This is a genomic window from Flavobacterium frigoris PS1 (assembly GCF_000252125.1).
GTDB lineage: Bacteria > Bacteroidota > Bacteroidia > Flavobacteriales > Flavobacteriaceae > Flavobacterium > Flavobacterium frigoris_A.
In genome coordinates this window covers 366093-384093 of sequence record NZ_AHKF01000018.1, presented here as the reverse complement: position 1 = coordinate 384093, position 18001 = coordinate 366093, and the positions used below count along the sequence as shown (strand labels likewise).

Here is an 18001-nt window from a genome sequence, read left to right as displayed (position 1 = left end):
ATAATTTATAAATTACAATATTAGCATTTTTTTATTATTAACTAAAGTACCATTACAACTTTGTAACTAATTAAACATTTCGAAATAGAAGTGATTCAAAATACGATTGCCCTATTAGCTCACGATAAAATGCGGCAGTTTATACTTAGTCTATTATTATTTAAAACTGCACTTTAATTGCATAAAAAACGCCTACTTTTCCAGCCATTTAAACAACATTTTCTCTAATTCAGATTCAATAATAGGCTTAGACAAATAGTCATTCAGTCCCGCCTTTAAACATTTTTCTTTATCATCTGCCATTATACCTGCAGTAATTGCTATAATAGGGATTTCAGCAGAATCCTTTAATTGCCTGATTTCCTGAGTCGCCTCATATCCGTTTTTGTTTGGCATCTGAATATCCATTAAAATAATATCTGGCATCTCTTTTTTATATTGTTCAATAGCCTCGTTACCATCCTTAGCTTCATAGATAATACAATCAGGAACTAGCCTTTTAAGCAGTGTTTTTGCTAAAAGCATATTTATCCTATTGTCCTCAACTATCAGCACCTTTTTATGCCCAAAAACTTGCAAAGTCGTAATCAAATCAGCTCCAAAGCTGTCTGTTTTTGACGTTAAATTTTTATTTACTCTCAGCTTCTTAAAATCAATTTCGAAGAAAAAATCACTTCCTTCACCGTATTTACTGACCAAGTTTAGCTTGCTGTTCATTAATGCCAACAGTTGATTTGAAATGGCTAAGCCCAATCCTGTTCCTCCAAATTTTCGATTGGTTGAATTATCCTCCTGTACAAAAGATTGAAATATTTTAGTGTTGTTACTCCCTTTAATTCCAATGCCGGTATCTTTTACAGAGAATTTTATTTTTGATAATTTATTGTTTTTGTTCGGCAATGCATCGATATCCAATCGTACTATTCCAGTATTTGTAAACTTTAAAGCATTACTTAAAAGATTTACCAAAATTTGTTTTAATCTAACGGAATCCGCGAGGATGAATTGTGGAACAGCTTTATCTAGATGAAGTTCTAGGTCTAGACTTTTTTGCTCTGCTTGATATTTAAACAAATCGATAACCTGATAAGTCAATTTATATAAATCCAGCTCTTCAATATTTAACTCCAATTTACCCGATTCAATTTTTGAAAAGTCTAAAACATCATTTACAATTTCCAATAATGAAGTTGCTGATTCATTAATTGTAGACATATATTCAGATTGGTTTTTTTCTAAGTTTGATTTCATCAACAGATGGGTAAACCCAATAATACCATTAAGTGGAGTTCTAATCTCGTGGCTCATGTTAGCCAGAAAGTCTGTTTTGGCTCTATTAGCTGATTCAGCTTGTTTCCTGCCATCAATAATTTCAATTTCCATCAATTTTCTTTCAGTGATGTCAATAAAACTGATTACGATTTCGGCTAATTCACCTTTCGCATTAAAAAACGGATACCCATTGACCAAAAGCCAGGCAATATCATTGCTTATCGGACGATTTACGCCAACTACGCTATTTTTAATTGATTCCTTTGTGCTGACTATTTTATTTACTGGAAACCTTTCAAGTTCCATCGTAGCGCCATCTTCATTCAAAAACTTCCACTCTGGATCAATAGCTGTTTTGCCTAACATTTGCTCAACTTTTAACCCCAGTAAATCAGCAGCTTTTTGGTTGGTCATGATGATAGAACTATCATAAGAATGAACAACTACTCCAGCATCCAAGTTATTTAATAAACCGCGATATCGTTCTTCACTTTTAAGTAATGCTTCGTCTCCTTTTTTAGCATCGGTTATTTCCCTTGATAAGCAGATAAAATGTGTATCATGGTCCTCGCTTTCTTGCATGGGTGCTATTGATAGCTCAAACCAATGTGTACCTGTTGGTAATTCAATAGTATATTGCCTTCCGGTTGAAAACCCATTTTCTTTTGCTTCACCTATTGCTAATAGGGCCAAATTAGCTGCTTCAGCTGGTAAAATATCAAAAAACGTTTTGCCTATTATATTATTAGAATATATTTCAGGCAGATTATTAAGTCGAGAGTGAAAATTATAAATATGCCCGTCAATTCCAACTTCAAATAATAAATCCGGAATTGCATCAAGAATAGCTTCCATTTTTTCATGAATTTTTTTGAACTCTTCTTCCGCTACTTTCCTTTCTGTAAGATCTAGACCCATACCAAACACACATTTTTTACCTTCATAATCTATGGCGAGTGAATTGATAAAATATGGGGTTTTCTTTTTGTTTTTAGTGTAAAACTGAACTTCAATGCCAGGGAGTTTATTTTCGATACCCGACAATTTATTATTAAAGACACTTTTTATCCTTGTCCTAATTCTTTCTTTTTCTTCAATATCAAAAAGATCTTCGGGATGTATTTTCGCAATTTCAGAACTAGTATAACCAATCATTCGTTCGAAATTTTCATTCCATTTCACAAATTTTCCAGATCCGTCATAGAGGTAGAAAATTCCCGGTAAATTATTTATTATGGTTTCAGAGAGTTGCTTTTCCCTTATAATTTTAGTCTCGGCATTTTTACGGTCCGTAATGTCCGTTATAGTTCCAATATAACCTATTATCTCATTATCTAAATTTTTCTCAGGAATGGCTTGCCCCATTACCCAAGCTATGGTACCATCAGGCCTTATAAAACGGTATTCAGACATTGACTTTTCATTATTGACAGTTGCGTCTTTCCAACCATCGAGAATTATCTCTCTATCTTCATTATGGACCGCATCTAGCCATCCGTTGCCTAAAGCACTATCATATGAAATTCCTGAAATTTGTGTCCAACTAGGATTAACATAGGTCGTATAACCCAAAGGATCTGTGCGAAAAATACCAACAGGTGAAAATTCCGATAGCGTATGATATCTTTTTTCACTTTGAGAAACAGCCTCTTCTGCTTTTTTACTTTGAATCTCCTTTTCAAAAACTTCGAGGGCAAACCCCACATCATTAGTCGCTTCTTCGAGTAAGGCAATTTCTTGATTATCAAAAAAGTTCTTTTCACCCGAATAAAAAGTAAAAATACCGACTAACTTTCCGAACTTTTTTATCGGCAATGACATAAGAGAATGAAATCCAGACGCTAAAGCCGGATCCCTCCATGTTTTCATTAAAATATCATTTTCAATATCATTGCAAACCACATACTTTTCATCTTTGAATACTAAAGCCCCCGGACCATTACCGTTAACTACATCTTGTAAAGACATTGATCTAATAATATCAAAATATCCTGTATCCTTTCCAGCAATCATTACCGGAGTTAATTTTTTAGGATTCCCCGAAATCAAAGCGATCCAGGCCATCTTAAATTCACCTATATTGACTGCTATATTGCAAGCTTCACGATAGAGCGTTTCCTCATCGGTAGTACGAACAATCATTTGATTTATTTGGCTAATAAAAAGATAAAGTCTGTTTGCCTTCCCAATTTTTTCTTCCGCAACTACTCTTTCTGTAATATCACTTATTATACCATGGCAAATAACAGTGCCTTCTGGTTCAACTACGGGCAGTGAATTCACTTCATGCCACACTAATCCTTTAGTAGGATGAAAATAGCGATACCTTCCTTTTAAAGGCACTAAAGTTCTTTTAGTTTTTATGATTTTAGTGGTCACTTCCTCAAGATCATCGGGGTGTATCAATTTAAAAATGATAGTCGCATCTTTTTTTACATCTTCAAAACTAAGACCATAAACTTCTTTTATTGCCTCACTTGCATATGGGTAACAAAGTGATCCGTCCTTATTTTGCCTCATGGAATAAATGAGCCCTGGAGAAGTAGCAGCAATTTTAGCAAACTTGTTTCTTTCATTTATTAACAGTTCATTCGCTAATTTACTTTCTGTTACGTCTCTAAGGTTTGAAATCAAACCATTAAGGTTTTTATCATGAAACATATTTTTTACACTGCCTTCGAGCCACACATAATTACCGTTTTTACACTTCACTTGAAAAAGAAGAGGAATCAGTACTCCTGGAGAAGCAACTATTTTTTGTTTAAGCTCTCGAATATATTCGAAAAAATCTGGATGAAAAAAATCTTTTTCATCTAATTGATCAAATTCTTCGTTCGTCCACCCTGTTAATCTTTCTGACGAAGAGCTCCTAAACAAACTGTTCTTGCTTTCATCCACTAGTGAAATAATACCATCCGTATTTTCTATTAATGCATAAAACCTCTTTTCTCTTTGTTCTAATAAATCTTTTGCTACTTTGCTCTCTGTAACATCTTTTAAATTGACTATTATACCATTAACACTGCTATCATGCAGGAGATTATTCAAGACACCCTCAAGCCAAATATAATTTCCGTTTTTGTGTTTCACTTGGAACAAAATGGGTATCGGCTTGCCTGGATTATCCAATACGACTTGCCTTTTTTGTTGGATATATTCTAAATAATCAGGATGGAAATACTCATCATCCTGAATTACATCAAACTCTTCGTCTGTATATCCGGTCACGCGGAATGAAGAAGCACTGCGAAATATGGCTTTTAGTTTATCATCAACAACCGTAATAATACCATCATTATTTGCAACCAATGCACGAAAGCGCTTCTCGCTCTGTTCCAGTAATTCTTGGGCAAGTTTACTCTCGGTGACATCCCGTAGATTGGCTACTATACCATTCATATTGATATCAGTAAGCAAATTATTCAACATTCCTTTTAACCAGATATAGTTTCCGTTCTTATGTTTTATCTGAAACAAAACTGGGTTTTGGGTGCCGGGATTGTTCAATGTTTTTTGAATAATATCCTGCATGTAGCCCACATAATCCGGATGAAAATATTCTTTATCAGTAATTTTACTAAAATCGATTTCGCTATATCCAGTTATCCTTTCTGACGAGGGGCTGCGAAATAAAGTGTTCAAGTTTTCATCAAGTACTGTAATAATATCTTCGTTGTTTTCAACCAAGGCCCGAAAATATTTTTCATTATGAGTAATAGAATCAAGTACTTTTTTAGTTTCGGTTATATCTTTTACAAAGGCTACATAGTGATTCTCCAAAAGTTTTACAGCTTCAATAGAGCACCATTTCAGCTCTCCTTTTTTTGTAGTAATTTTAAGTTCTTTCTTCCCTACTCCTTTTTGTATTAGATTATAGAATTCTTTAATAGAATCTTTATCTAGCTCGCCTCCTGATAAATCGCCAAATTTCATCTTTAAAATTTCATCCTTTGAATACCCCGTCATAAAAACTGCTGCAGGATTAGCATCTAAATAGTTTCCTTCTTTATCTACAACGAATATGCCATCAGGCGCATTTTCAATATAGTTTTTAAACTTACGATTACTTTCTTCTTCAATTAATTTTAGTTTTAATTCTATTTCTGTTTGTCTTCTTAAATTAAGCTCCTCGTTAATTTGCCTTTTTTCAGTGATATCTTGCGTATTCCCTCTTAATGCAATTACAATTCCTTTTTCATTAACAATTGGATAAACGAGCGCATGAACCCATTTTAATTTATTCTTACCAATTATAGCGTATCCCTCTACCTCGAATGGCTTTTTATCATTTTTACACTCTCTAATTTTATTCAAGAATAAATCTATATCTGTTTTTGAAAACCGTTTTATATATTCTTTAAATAAGTCCTTATTATCCTTTTTCTTTACTTCATAAATCGCATACAATTCATTGGACCAAATCATTTTATGATCAGCAATATTATATTCCCAACTGCCTGTTTTTGATATTTTTTGCGCATTTTCGAGTAGTTCTTCACTTTCTAATAAATCAGCCTCTACCTTTCTAATTTTGCTAATATCTCGTCCTATTGCATAAATAATTTCTTTTGAAGGATCCGCACTTGTTGTCCATTGTATACAAACACTTTCTCCGTTTTTTTTGAGAAATCTGTTTTCAAAATGTAAAGATGAAATTCCTTGACCTAATTGTTTTAGTTCAGCATTTGATTTTGCTACATCATCAGGATGAACTAATTCTATGAAAGGCATGCCCAACAATTCTTGTTTAGTATAACCCAATATTTCTATAAAAGCAGGATTTATTTCTTTAAAAAAACCATCAGTCCCAGCTAAACAGATCAAGTCTAAAGATTCTTTGAAGTAGAAATCTAAATTTGTTGCCGATAGTTCTTTTCTACATAAACGATCGATTTCTAACTCTTGGTCTTTTACAATCTTGAGAAGTTCTTCGTAGCTAGGTTTGGCAAAATTCTTACTCATAAAAACAAACTAATTATTAATAAAATTTTTATGCAACTTAGTATGGTAATGCATAAACTTTTTTTATGATCTGACCTATATAAAGGAAATGTAAATTAAACAAAAGTGGTATTATAAACTTAGCGGTTAATTAATAAAAATGGCACATTCTAAAAATAGAATGAAAAATACAATTTAATTCCCTATTAATCCGCAGATATAAACATAATTAATGAAATTCATAGAGTAAATAAAAATCCTAACTGTTATTGCAGCGATAAATATCCGTTTAAATCAAAAATAAACGATAGACCAATATTCTGATTAAATAATTTCTCACATAAAAAAAATGCTTTCAGTGTTTAATCTCTATTTACATACTTTTAATCGATTAATTGTAAACCTTTGATTTATAATGTATTATAAATATTAAATTTAAAAGAAGAAACACATTCTTTAAGCTAAAAGAAATTTACAAATATTTTATTTACTGATAATCATAATATTTCATTATTATTTCAAATCCTAATTTTACTTTAAAATTCTTAAATAAACACGACATGAAAAAGATTATATTAACATAAGTTTCAGCAATTATAGGAAGTACAACAGGATTTGCTCAGGATCTTGAACAAGACAAAGATCAGGATTGTGACCGCGATCGTTTAATGCATGTCGACGGCGAGGTCATACAAATTAGAGACTGCAATCAAATAAGGTTCAAGAAAAAGCAAGAGGGAAATAGCTTTTAATATTTATGCCGGTTCTCAATATTTCTATCAGGAATATTACAAGTACAATCGTATAGGAAATTAAGAAGGAAAATGGTAACGGACAAAACTAAGAAATAGGTACTACCATTATAGGAATTAATGAAATGAACAAGTTCAAACAGTAGATGTAGAGTTCAGCTTACCTATCAATTACGATTATTTATTTATTTCGAACCTGACCTTCGCTCAAAGCAATTATGGTGGCGAGCATAAAAAACATCTACAGTAATAATAACAATAATAGCTTCCGCGATTTCCAGTGATAATGCATCAGCTAATTTGACGCATAAGCTTTTAAAGGAATTCAACTAATTGTAATTTATCTAAATAGAAAATGTAAAACCTCAGTAAACAATTTTATCAATATTTTAAAATAGACTTCAGAATATAAAAAATTGTTGCTATCGTGCCTGCTACTACCAAAAAGTAAAAATTCATTTCAAATTTAATTTTTATCCTTATACCTTAACTATAAGTATTTTATACAAAAATTTTAAGGTCGTTTACCGTTTGTAGCCCAAGTGTGACATTTGTTACTGTGTAGCCCTTATTGCGAAATTATCTTTGCCTAATAATTAGAAACCTATATTATGAAGAAAATAAATTTAATAGTCCTATTTGGGATAATTTTCATGTCATCAATTAGTTATGGTCAAGATACATTGGCTATTTCTAAAACTGATCTTTGGCAGAAAGTGGCCGATAAAAATTTACAAATTAAGATTGCAGATCAGGAGTTTAAATCGGCACAGGCAGATTACAGACAATCCAACTCTTTATTTTTGCCCAATATTACCGCTTCACACACGGCTATTGCTACTACTAATCCTTTGATGGCTTTTGGATCTAAATTGAATCAGGCTATTTTGACGGCCTCTGATTTTAATCCTGCACTATTAAATAATCCAGATCGAACTACAAACTTTGCCACTAAAATTGAAATTCTGCAACCCATCATCAACATAGACGGATTGTATGGAAGACAGGCAGCAAGAGCAAAGATGAATGCTTTTTCGCTACAAACGGAACGCACCAAAGAGTACTTAGAATTAGAAGTCAATAAATCTTTTATGGAATTGCAACTTGCCTATAAAGCTGTTGCCGTTTTAGAAAAAGCGAATGTAACTGCTGCCGAAAACTTGAAATTAATAGAAAACTATTTTAAACAAGGGATACTTCAAAAAACAGATTTGCTATCTGTACAGGTTCGTGTGAGTGAAATAAAAAACCAATTGCAATATGCAAAAAGTAATGTGCAAAATGCCTCTGATTACTTGGCTTTTTTATTGAATGAAGATCTTGGAGACAAAGTATACAAACCTGCGGAAGCATTAGAAAACACAATTAGCATACAAACAATTAACACTTCCCTTTCAGCAAACAGAAAAGATATTCAAGCGATGGATAAATCTACTGAAGCTTATCAAAAAATGTTGTTATCTAGCAAAATGACTTTCTTGCCTCGTTTAAATGCTTTTGGAAGTTATGAATTGTACGATGACACGCTTTTTGGGACTAACGCAAAAGGATATGTGGTAGGAGCTCAATTATCATGGAATGTATTTGACGGTTATAAATCAATTGGAAAAATGGAAAAAGCGAAAGCGGATTTCCAAAAAGCGGAGATTGAAACACAACAATACAAAGCGAAAAGCCAACTGGAATTGAATAAAGCAAATCGCCAGCTGAATGATGCCGAGAATAAGGTCAATCTTTCTAAGTTGGATTTGGAACAATCACAGGAAGCATACAGAATCAGAAGCAATCGTTTTACACAAGGTTTAGAAAAAACAACAGACTTATTACAAGCTGAAACTCAAATGTTCAAAAAAGAATTGGAATACTTACAAGCTGTTTTTGAATACAATTATACACAACAGTACTTGCAATTTTTAACGAAGTAGGAATTAAGAAGATAGAGTAAAGAATATAGATTAAAGAGCATCGAATAAAGACAAAAAATAATCAAACGAAAAACCATGAAAAAAATAATAACACTAATTTCAATTTCCCTTTTTATTTTAACATCCTGTAATGGAGAGAAAAAAGAAGCGGTTGCTGAATCTCCTGCAATTGCCGTTAAAGTAAGTGGCGTTTCTGAAAATGACAACAGCCCATTTGTAAGTGCAAGCGGAAAAATCGAAGCAGAAAACAGTGCCGATTTGAGTACTAGAATGATGGGGTATGTAACGAAAGTATATGTTCAGATAGGACAAAAAGTAAATGCAGGACAAACATTAGTAAGTATTAACAACTCTGATTTACTGGCCAAAAAAGCGCAAGCAGATGCTAATATTCTTCAAGCAACTGCAGGGTACAATAGCGCTAAAAAAGATTACGATCGTTTTGTTGCTTTGTTCAAACAACAAAGTGCTTCACAAAAAGAATTAGATGACATGACTGCTCGTTATGAAATGGCCAAAGCGGGACTTGAAGGAGCAAAACAAATGCGAAATGAAGTTTTGGCACAGTTTAATTATTCGAATATTACGGCTCCATTCTCTGGTGTTGTGACTAATACTTTTGTAAAAGAAGGTGATATGGCTAATCCTGGAATGCCATTAGTAAGTATTGAAGGTGCATCTAAATTAGAGGTAAGCGCCATGGTTTCTGAAACTGATATTACTAGTATAAAAAAGGGAATGCCTGTTAGCATTTTAGTAAAATCATCTAATGAAAAATTGACGGGTAAAGTAAGTGAAGTGAGTTTGTCTGCAAAAAACACAGGTGGACAATATCTGGTAAAAATAAATTTAGATAAAACGGACAGTTCAGTCTTGTCAGGAATGTTTGTTAATGTACAGTTTCCTGTTGAAAACAAATCGAATACTTCCAAAAGTGATGTGATTTTAGTTCCAGAAAGTGCCCTAGTAAGACAAGGTCAACTTACCGGAATATACACTATAGGAAATGGAAATGTAGCGATCTTAAGATGGTTGCGTACTGGAAAAACTTATGGTAATCAAGTGGAAGTATTGTCTGGATTATCAGCTGATGAAAACTATATTATCTCTGCTGAAGGTAAATTGTTCAACGGAGCGAAGGTAAGTGTTCAGTAAAAAAAGTTTAAAGTTTAAAAGTTCAAAAAAGCAGAACACCTAAACTGAAAATGAATAAAAAAATAGTCCTTAATTCTGCGTGAGGGATAGATGTGAAAATCCTTTATGTTTTTTCTTTAAAAACATAAAGATTGAAACGAATAGCCCGACCCTTGTGGTCACGCCCAAATAAATAAAAAATTATGCAAGAAGGAATTTCAGGTAAAATTGCCAATTTTTTCATCAATTCAAAACTAACTATTTTGATGATGATCGGTTTGATGATCATTGGTGTGTACAGTTCTTTTCTTATTCCAAGAGAAGAAGAGCCACAAATTAATGTTCCGATGGCTGACGTCATGGTGGGTTATCCGGGAGCGAGCCCTACTGAGGTAGAAAGCCGTGTGGCAAAACCGCTAGAGAAAATCATCTCAAATATCAAGGGGGTGGAACATGTGCATACAATGGCAATGAATGGTCAGGCGATGCTTATCGTTCAATTTTATGTAGGTCAGGATGTAGAACGTTCGTATGTGAAGTTATACGACGAACTGGCAAAACACGAAGATATGTTCCCAAAAGGAGTGTACAAACCAATGGTAAAAACACGTTCTATTGATGATGTTCCCATGCTTGGAATCACGCTTTGGAGCGACAAAATGGACGATTTTCAATTGCGCCAAATTGCTGAAGAAGTAACATCTGAAGTAGAAAAAGTAAAAGATGTTGCGATTACCAAAGAAATTGGTGGAAGAAGCCGAGTTTTAAAAGTGATTTTGGACAAAGATAAAATGGCAGAAAATGGCATCGACCCTATGGGTATTATGCAAATGATTCAAGCGAATAACAGCAGTTCTCAATCCGGGAGTTTTGTCAATAACGATGAGGAATATTTGATTACGACAGGGAAGTTCTTAACCTCAGCAGACGATGTAGAAAATCTGGTTGTAGGTGTGAATAAAAACATGCCTGTGTACTTAAAACAAGTGGCAACGGTTCAAGATGGCCCGTCTACCGCAAAAAGTTATGTGTCCTTTGGGTACAGTAAATCAAACGAAAAATACAAAGACGCAAAGTCTGAATATCCTGCCGTAACCATATCTGTAGGGAAGGTAAAAGGTGCAGATGCGATGAAAATATCAGAAAAAATCATTGACAAAGTAGACCATTTAAAAACTACAATGATTCCTAATGATGTACATGTTGAAGTAACCCGTAATTACGGTGAAACGGCATCAGATAAAGTGGGTGAATTATTACTTCACTTGGGTATTGCTATTTTGGCGGTAACGTTCTTAGTGATGCTTGCCATGGGTTGGAGAGGTGGACTAGTTGTTTTCTTCTCAGTTCCTTTGACTTTTGCATTGACATTATTCAGTTATTATATGCTGGATTATACATTGAACCGAATCACACTTTTCGCTTTGGTATTCGTAGTGGGAATTGTCGTCGATGATAGTATTATTATCGCAGAGAATATGCACAGGCATTTCAAGATGAAGCGACTACCATTTAAACAAGCTGCTATTTACGCTATAAATGAAGTAGGAAATCCAACGATTTTAGCAACATTTACGGTTATTGCCGCTATATTACCCATGGCGTTTGTATCTGGAATGATGGGACCTTACATGAGTCCGATGCCTATTGGTGCTTCGATTGCCATGATACTATCACTGTTTGTTGCATTGACTGTTACGCCTTATTTAGGATATCATTTATTACAAGAAAAAGATACGCAAGAACATAAAGAGCATGAAGGACTAGAAACTAGTTTCATCTATAGAATGTACAGCAAGCTAGAGCGTCCTTTACTGGAAAGCAGCATGAAGCGAAGAGTACTTGTGGGAGTGACTGTTTTATTATTGTTTGGTTCTGTTGGTATGTTTTTTACCAAATCCGTATTAGTAAAAATGTTGCCTTTTGATAATAAAAATGAATTTCAAGTAGTGATTGATATGCCTGAAGGAGCCACTCTGGAAAGAACATCAGCCGTTACTAAAGAAATTGCACAGTATTTAACCACAATTCCAGAGGTTGTTGATTATCAAAACTACATTGGAACATCGGCACCAATCACTTTTAACGGATTAGTTCGTCATTATGATTTGCGTGGTGGAAGTAATATGGCTGATATTCAAGTGAATTTATTACACAAAGAAGATCGAAAATTACAAAGTCACGACATTGCTAAAAATGTACGTCCGCAAATTCAGAAAATCGCTAAAAAATATGGTGCGAATGTTAAGATTATCGAAGTCCCGCCAGGACCTCCTGTATTATCTACACTGGTTGCTGAGGTTTACGGTCCAAATTACAAAGACCAAATTAAAGTAGCGCAACAAGTAAAAGATATTCTTCATAAAACGGATGGTATTGTAGATATCGACTGGACTGTAGAGGACAATCAAACAGAATACAAACTAGAAGTTGATAAAGAAAAAGCAATGCTGAACGGGATTGCACCACAACAAATAGTCGGGAATTTGACTTATTTATTGAAAGAATATCCTATTTCTAATTTGTATGCTGAGAATTCTAATGACAATGTAGGTATTGTTCTTTCGCTTGACGATAAAGACAAAACCAGCTTGCAAGACATTCAGAATCTAAAAATAAAAGGAAGCCAAGGGAATATGATTCCGATAAGTGATTTAGTAAAAGTAAAAACAGATACGTTACAAAAAACCATTTATAGAAAAGATCAAAAACGTGTGGTTTATGTTACCGCTGATATGGCTGGAGCATTAGAAAGTCCTGTATATGCCATTCTGGGAATGACGGAGAAATTAGACAAAATGAAAATCCCAAAAGGATACAAAGTCAATGAATTATACATGGACCAACCAACGGATGAAAGTGATTTTACTGTAAAATGGGACGGGGAATGGCAAATTACATTAGAAGTATTCCGTGACTTAGGTGTTGCCTTTCTAGTAGCTATCGTGATCATTTACATGTTGATTGTGGGGTGGTTCCAGAACTTTAAAACACCAATGGTGATGATGTTAGCAATTCCTCTTTCGTTAATCGGGATTGTGTTTGGACACTGGTTGTTAGGTGCTTATTTCACAGCAACTTCTTTCATTGGTATGATTGCCTTGGCAGGAGTTATGGTTAGAAACTCGGTTTTACTAATTGATTTTATCGAAATACGATTGAATGACGGGGTGCAGTTAAAACAAGCGATTATTGAGGCTGGAGCTGTGAGAACCTCTCCTATCCTATTGACAACTGGAGCGGTAGTTATTGGAGCTTCCATTATCTTATTTGATCCACTATTTCAAGGATTGGCGATTTCATTAGTATTTGGAGCCATCGTTTCTACTATTCTAACATTGATTGTAGTGCCGTTGATTTATTATGTGACGGAGAGAAAAAAATGGGAAAAATAAAAATTATTCAAAGTTTAAGGTTTAAAGTTACAGCACTAAAACCTTAAACTTCAAACCTTAAACAAAAAAACAAATGAAACTACTTATCATAACAGCCATCGCGGCATTTGACCAAGACATCAAAAAAATGCTAAAACAGGCAGATGTAAAAACATTTACCTATAAGGAGGTAACTGGATTTAAAGACCTTTCTGAAGAAGCTATAGAAAGTAATTGGTTTGCAACTGACATGAGTTTAAATGAATCTATTTTATATTACGCTTTTGTAAAAACAGAAAATGTCGACCCATTCTTTGCATTAGTAAATGAATTTAATGCTAAACAAGAAAGCTTATCAAATATTCATATTGCAGTATTAAACATAGAAAAATACAATTAATAAAAATCATACAAAATGAAAAATAAAGTCTTTAGAATTGTAGTAGGCTCATTTATTTTAATTAGTTTGCTATTGGCAATATATGTAAATCAAAATTGGTTGTGGTTTACTGCTTTTATAGGAGTCAATTTGATTCAATCAGGATTTACCAAATGGTGTTTATTAGAGACTATTTTAACTAAAATAGGGTTGAAAGACTAATTCCAATTTTTATATAAAATTCAAAACCCGAGCTACTTTTGCAACTCGGGTTTTTTTATGGATTGGAGTGAAGCACAAAGTACAAATTAATTACTAAAGAAAAGGATTACAATCCCTAAACCGAAAAAAGTTGTATATATTTGATTATATATACAAGTTAGCGGTCAGTTGAAACCGAACCTACGCAGAAAAAACTTCGAAAGAGATTGATTTTGTTTAACGCAGGGAAACCGAAAATGTAATCGTGAAAAATATAAACTTGAAATTCAGATTTTTAAAACTTTACAGTATTAATCTGAAATATAAATATTGGAAGTTGAGAATTGAAACTTGAAAAGCAGAAGTTTGACAAAGTTTATGAATTTGAAAATGGAAAATTGAAACTTGGAAATAGGAAAACTTGCTGAAAAAGAAAATAAATGATAAAATTCAACCAAAGAATACTTTTAATCATCTTATCAATATTAGTATGTATTTTAGAATTGACATTACTAGTAAACTTATTTCCACAAACTGGTTTAAGTCGAATTGTCTATATTCCTTTTTGGATTATTATATTTTTGTTTATTACATTATGGCTGACAAAAAACAAAAAACCGCTAAAAAAAGTAGTAATCAATTTGATAATAGTTCACTTAATATTATTTCATCTTATGATTTGGAGTTGGCCTCAATCATCCGCAATACAGAAAAACTTGGTAAAAGAGTTTTATCAAATGGTTTCTACATAAACAACCGAACCGCTAACAGCCACTACAACGGATTTGGGTATTAGAGTTAATGGAAAAATGATTTTGTATTTGGAAGATTTGGCAAATCCGAAAAAAGGGCTTAATTTAATCCCAAACCCGCTGTAGTGGCGGGACGTTAAAGCCAATTTTAAGACACGAATGAATAACTCCAGAAAATCCTTTTATAAATATTTCACAATAAACCAGAATTTATTCAATTCAATAATTAATAATGAATTATTCTTTTCAAATCCGAGAAATTTTAATGACCCTTTTTGATTCTTTACCAAGATATAAATTATGTTCTGATATAGAAAACTGGAGAATTTCTATTTGTTTATTCAAACTCATATCAATGAAAAAATAGACGTAATCACAGGTTTAAAACACTTTGAAAAGAAGAAGTTAGATTTTGAAAGTTCTAAATAAATTTGATGAAAGTTACTATAGTGAAATTGGAAATTATGAATATAAATTAATAGAAATTTATACCTTTTATAATAACTTAGAATATTTCAAAGAAGCATAGAAAATCAACAGCATTGAACTTCAGAGCAAAATGTATGCTGATTATACATTTCTTTACATTGATATAAACAAATATGGAGTTGCATGCGGTTCTATGACAGAAACCTGCCCAGTAATGTGGGGCCATTACGGAAATAATCATTCTGGAGTTTGCTTGAAATTTGACTTTTACAATTAAAAACAAGAACAAAATATTTGTTTAGCAAAAGACGAAAAATTAGAAATTGTCGAAGTCAAGTATACTGATTTACTTTTGGACTTATTCAATTATAATTATGAAGAATTGAAAGGATTAATATTCACAATTTTTAAAATAAAATGCGAAAAATGGGCTTATGAAAAAGAAATTAGATTAGTCAATAATGCTCAAGGATTGCTAAAAATTAACAATAAGTGTATAAAGCAAATAATATTCGGTTGTAAAACTACACCGAAAGACAGATATTCAATTTTTAAGCTTTTAGCTTGTCTGGGTTAAAAGGTTGAGGAATTAATGATTGCCAAAATTCAACCTGATTCATACGAGTTAAAAATAGAAAAAATGACAATGGAAAATATAGCGGGAAGCGGTGTGTTTTTGGAAGAATTAAACGTTAAAAAACCTTTTTAAAAACTGGCTATAACAGCCGTTTCATGCAATTGCGAATTTTGTGGTAAGTTCACGTTTACGTTTCGCACGAAATTCAACCTTTTTTCACCATTAAGGAACGCAAACGCTCCTCATTATCATCTCCCCAATGACCCAAAACTGAAATAACCGGAATCAGTTTTTTTTCCAAAATCAGTGACGGATCAATCTTTAAAAATAACCGTTTAATTATTTTCCTAACAAAACAGAATAGACCTTAAAATAAAGAAAAGGCTACCTTTGTTGCTAGAATTTTTAATGATTAAAAATAAAATATGGCAGCAGAATTGAAAGAGATGTTTAATAAAAAATTCTATGAGCGTTTAGCAACAGCATTTAATACAGCAGATGTAAATTTTAACAGTACCAAATTCATTGATGAAGTAACCGCTGGCTTAGAAAGCAGGTCGTTAAATGAACGATTGCGTTTTACTTCCCTAACACTTAAAAATCACCTTCCGATAGATTTTAAAGAAGCGATACAAATATTAAACAGCGTAATCCCAAACAGTGCAACTGGTTATACTGCACTTGTTTTTCCTGATTATGTTGGGCAATTTGGTATTCATGATTTTGAAACTTCTATGGAAGCATTGGCCTATTACACACAATTTGGTTCCTCTGAATTTGCCATTCGTGAATTTTTGAAACACGATTTTGATAAAACCATCAAAGTGATGAAAGTATGGGCAAATTCTCCCAATCCTCACATAAGAAGACTAGCTTCTGAAGGTTGCAGACCCCGCTTGCCATGGGCAATGGCCATCCCTGAGCTTAAAAAAAATCCTAGCCCTATTCTACCGTTATTGACCAATCTTAAAGGAGATACATCAGAATATGTTAGAAGAAGCGTAGCAAACAATCTTAACGACATTGCCAAAGACAATCCAAAAATCGTTATTGAAATTGCCGCCAACTGGAAAGGACACAGCAAAGAAACAGATGCCATTATAAAACACGGTTGTAGAACATTGTTAAAGCAAGGAAACACTGAAATTTTAAAACACTTTGGACTTGACAGTTCAAATATAGAAATCGCCAATTTTGAAATAGCTACTCTAAAAGTAGCAATTGGAAACTATTTAGAGTTTTCGTTTTCCGTCCAAAATAACAATGAAGAACAACAAACGGTACGACTTGAATATGCGGTTTATTATCTTCGACAAAACGGCCAACTTTCAAAGAAAGTATTTAAAATAAGTGAACGTATTTTTAAAGCAAATCAATCTTCTGATATTAAAAGAAAGCAAAGTTTTAAACTAATTACGACTCGAAAATTTTATGCCGGAACACAGAAACTTTCAATTATCGTAAATGGAGAAGAAAAAAATAGCGCTGAATTTCAGCTTACAGACTAAAAACTCATCTACCTCGCAACTAAATATTAATTATATACGCTACCACCAAAACTAAACCAAGATGAACTTTTTACCTTTTCCAGAAATAAAAACAGAGCGTCTCCTTTTGCGAAAAATAGAAGCATCAGATGCTCCAGTTATCTTATACTTACGATCTGATGAAACTATTAATCAGTTCATCGAAAGACCCGAAAATAGAAAAACAAAAACGCTTGAACAAGCCTTACAATTTATTGCAGCTATAAATGAAGACTTCCAAAACAATAAATCGGTGACTTGGGGAATCGCATATAATAACCAACCCCATATTATTGGCACCATTTGTTTGTGGAGTTTCTCGGAGAATAATACAATTGCTGAAGTGGGTTATGGTTTAAATCCTGAATTTCAAAATAAAGGAATCATGACGGAAGTATTAAAATGTGTTATCGATTTTGGTTTTAATAAATTAAAGCTGAATAAGATAGAAGCATTCACCCATCATAAAAACGAAAATTCTAGAAAACTATTAGAAAAATGTGGTTTGCATTTTATACAAAACCGAAAAGATCAGGATAATGATTCTAACGTTATTTACGAGCTTCTAAATAACTAGAGTTAATCCTTTATCCTTACAATAAGTGATTTAACTCGCTTTTCTAACTCCAAGCAAATCAAAAAAAGTGGAGACAAAAAGAGTTTTACCCTACTTAAATCGCCTTTTAAAACTAATCTCAAGAGTTCTATTTCATACTAATTAAAAAATAGGGCTTTTTAG

10 protein-coding genes are annotated in these 18001 nt (G+C 33.0%); 9 read left to right on the top strand and 1 reads right to left on the bottom strand.

Translation table 11 applies throughout. From position 1 onward, the window contains the following. Positions 1-192 precede the first annotated feature (192 nt). Positions 193-6234, bottom strand: a complete 6042-nt coding sequence (locus HJ01_RS10435) for a PAS domain S-box protein (RefSeq protein ID WP_007138366.1) — start codon at positions 6232-6234, stop codon at positions 193-195. Between the two features lie 1342 nt (positions 6235-7576). On the opposite strand from HJ01_RS10435, the gene HJ01_RS10430 reads away from it, so the two are divergent. From HJ01_RS10430 to HJ01_RS10390, 9 genes are all read left to right on the top strand, one after another. After that, complete coding sequence (locus tag HJ01_RS10430; RefSeq protein ID WP_007138365.1) at positions 7577-8890, top strand: TolC family protein; 1314 nt, start codon at positions 7577-7579, stop codon at positions 8888-8890. Between the two features lie 75 nt (positions 8891-8965). After that, positions 8966-10045 (top strand): efflux RND transporter periplasmic adaptor subunit, encoded by a 1080-nt coding sequence (locus HJ01_RS10425; protein ID WP_007138364.1) that lies wholly within the window; start codon positions 8966-8968, stop codon positions 10043-10045. Between the two features lie 182 nt (positions 10046-10227). Beyond that, positions 10228-13419, top strand: coding sequence for an efflux RND transporter permease subunit (locus HJ01_RS10420; protein ID WP_007138363.1), 3192 nt, complete (start codon positions 10228-10230; stop codon positions 13417-13419). 73 nt (positions 13420-13492) lie between these two features. Further along, positions 13493-13798 (top strand): hypothetical protein, encoded by a 306-nt coding sequence (locus HJ01_RS10415; protein WP_007138362.1) that lies wholly within the window; start codon positions 13493-13495, stop codon positions 13796-13798. 15 nt (positions 13799-13813) lie between these two features. Continuing rightward, positions 13814-13999: a DUF2892 domain-containing protein gene (locus tag HJ01_RS10410; protein ID WP_007138361.1), complete on the top strand. Its 186-nt coding sequence runs from the start codon at positions 13814-13816 to the stop codon at positions 13997-13999. Positions 14000-14573: 574 nt separating this feature from the next. Then, a complete protein-coding gene (locus tag HJ01_RS10405) occupies positions 14574-14774 on the top strand; it encodes a hypothetical protein (RefSeq protein WP_007138360.1) in 201 nt (66 codons plus the stop codon). Positions 14775-15289: 515 nt separating this feature from the next. Next, positions 15290-15436 (top strand): DUF2971 domain-containing protein, encoded by a 147-nt coding sequence (locus HJ01_RS18065; protein ID WP_007138357.1) that lies wholly within the window; start codon positions 15290-15292, stop codon positions 15434-15436. Positions 15437-16161: 725 nt separating this feature from the next. Continuing rightward, positions 16162-17244 carry a hypothetical protein gene (locus HJ01_RS10395; RefSeq protein ID WP_007138355.1) on the top strand — a complete coding sequence of 361 codons (1083 nt, stop codon included), beginning with the start codon at positions 16162-16164 and terminating at the stop codon, positions 17242-17244. A 61-nt stretch (positions 17245-17305) separates the two neighbouring features. Further along, entirely contained in the window at positions 17306-17839 is a 534-nt protein-coding gene (locus HJ01_RS10390; protein ID WP_007138354.1) for a GNAT family N-acetyltransferase, read from the top strand. Positions 17840-18001 lie beyond the last annotated feature (162 nt).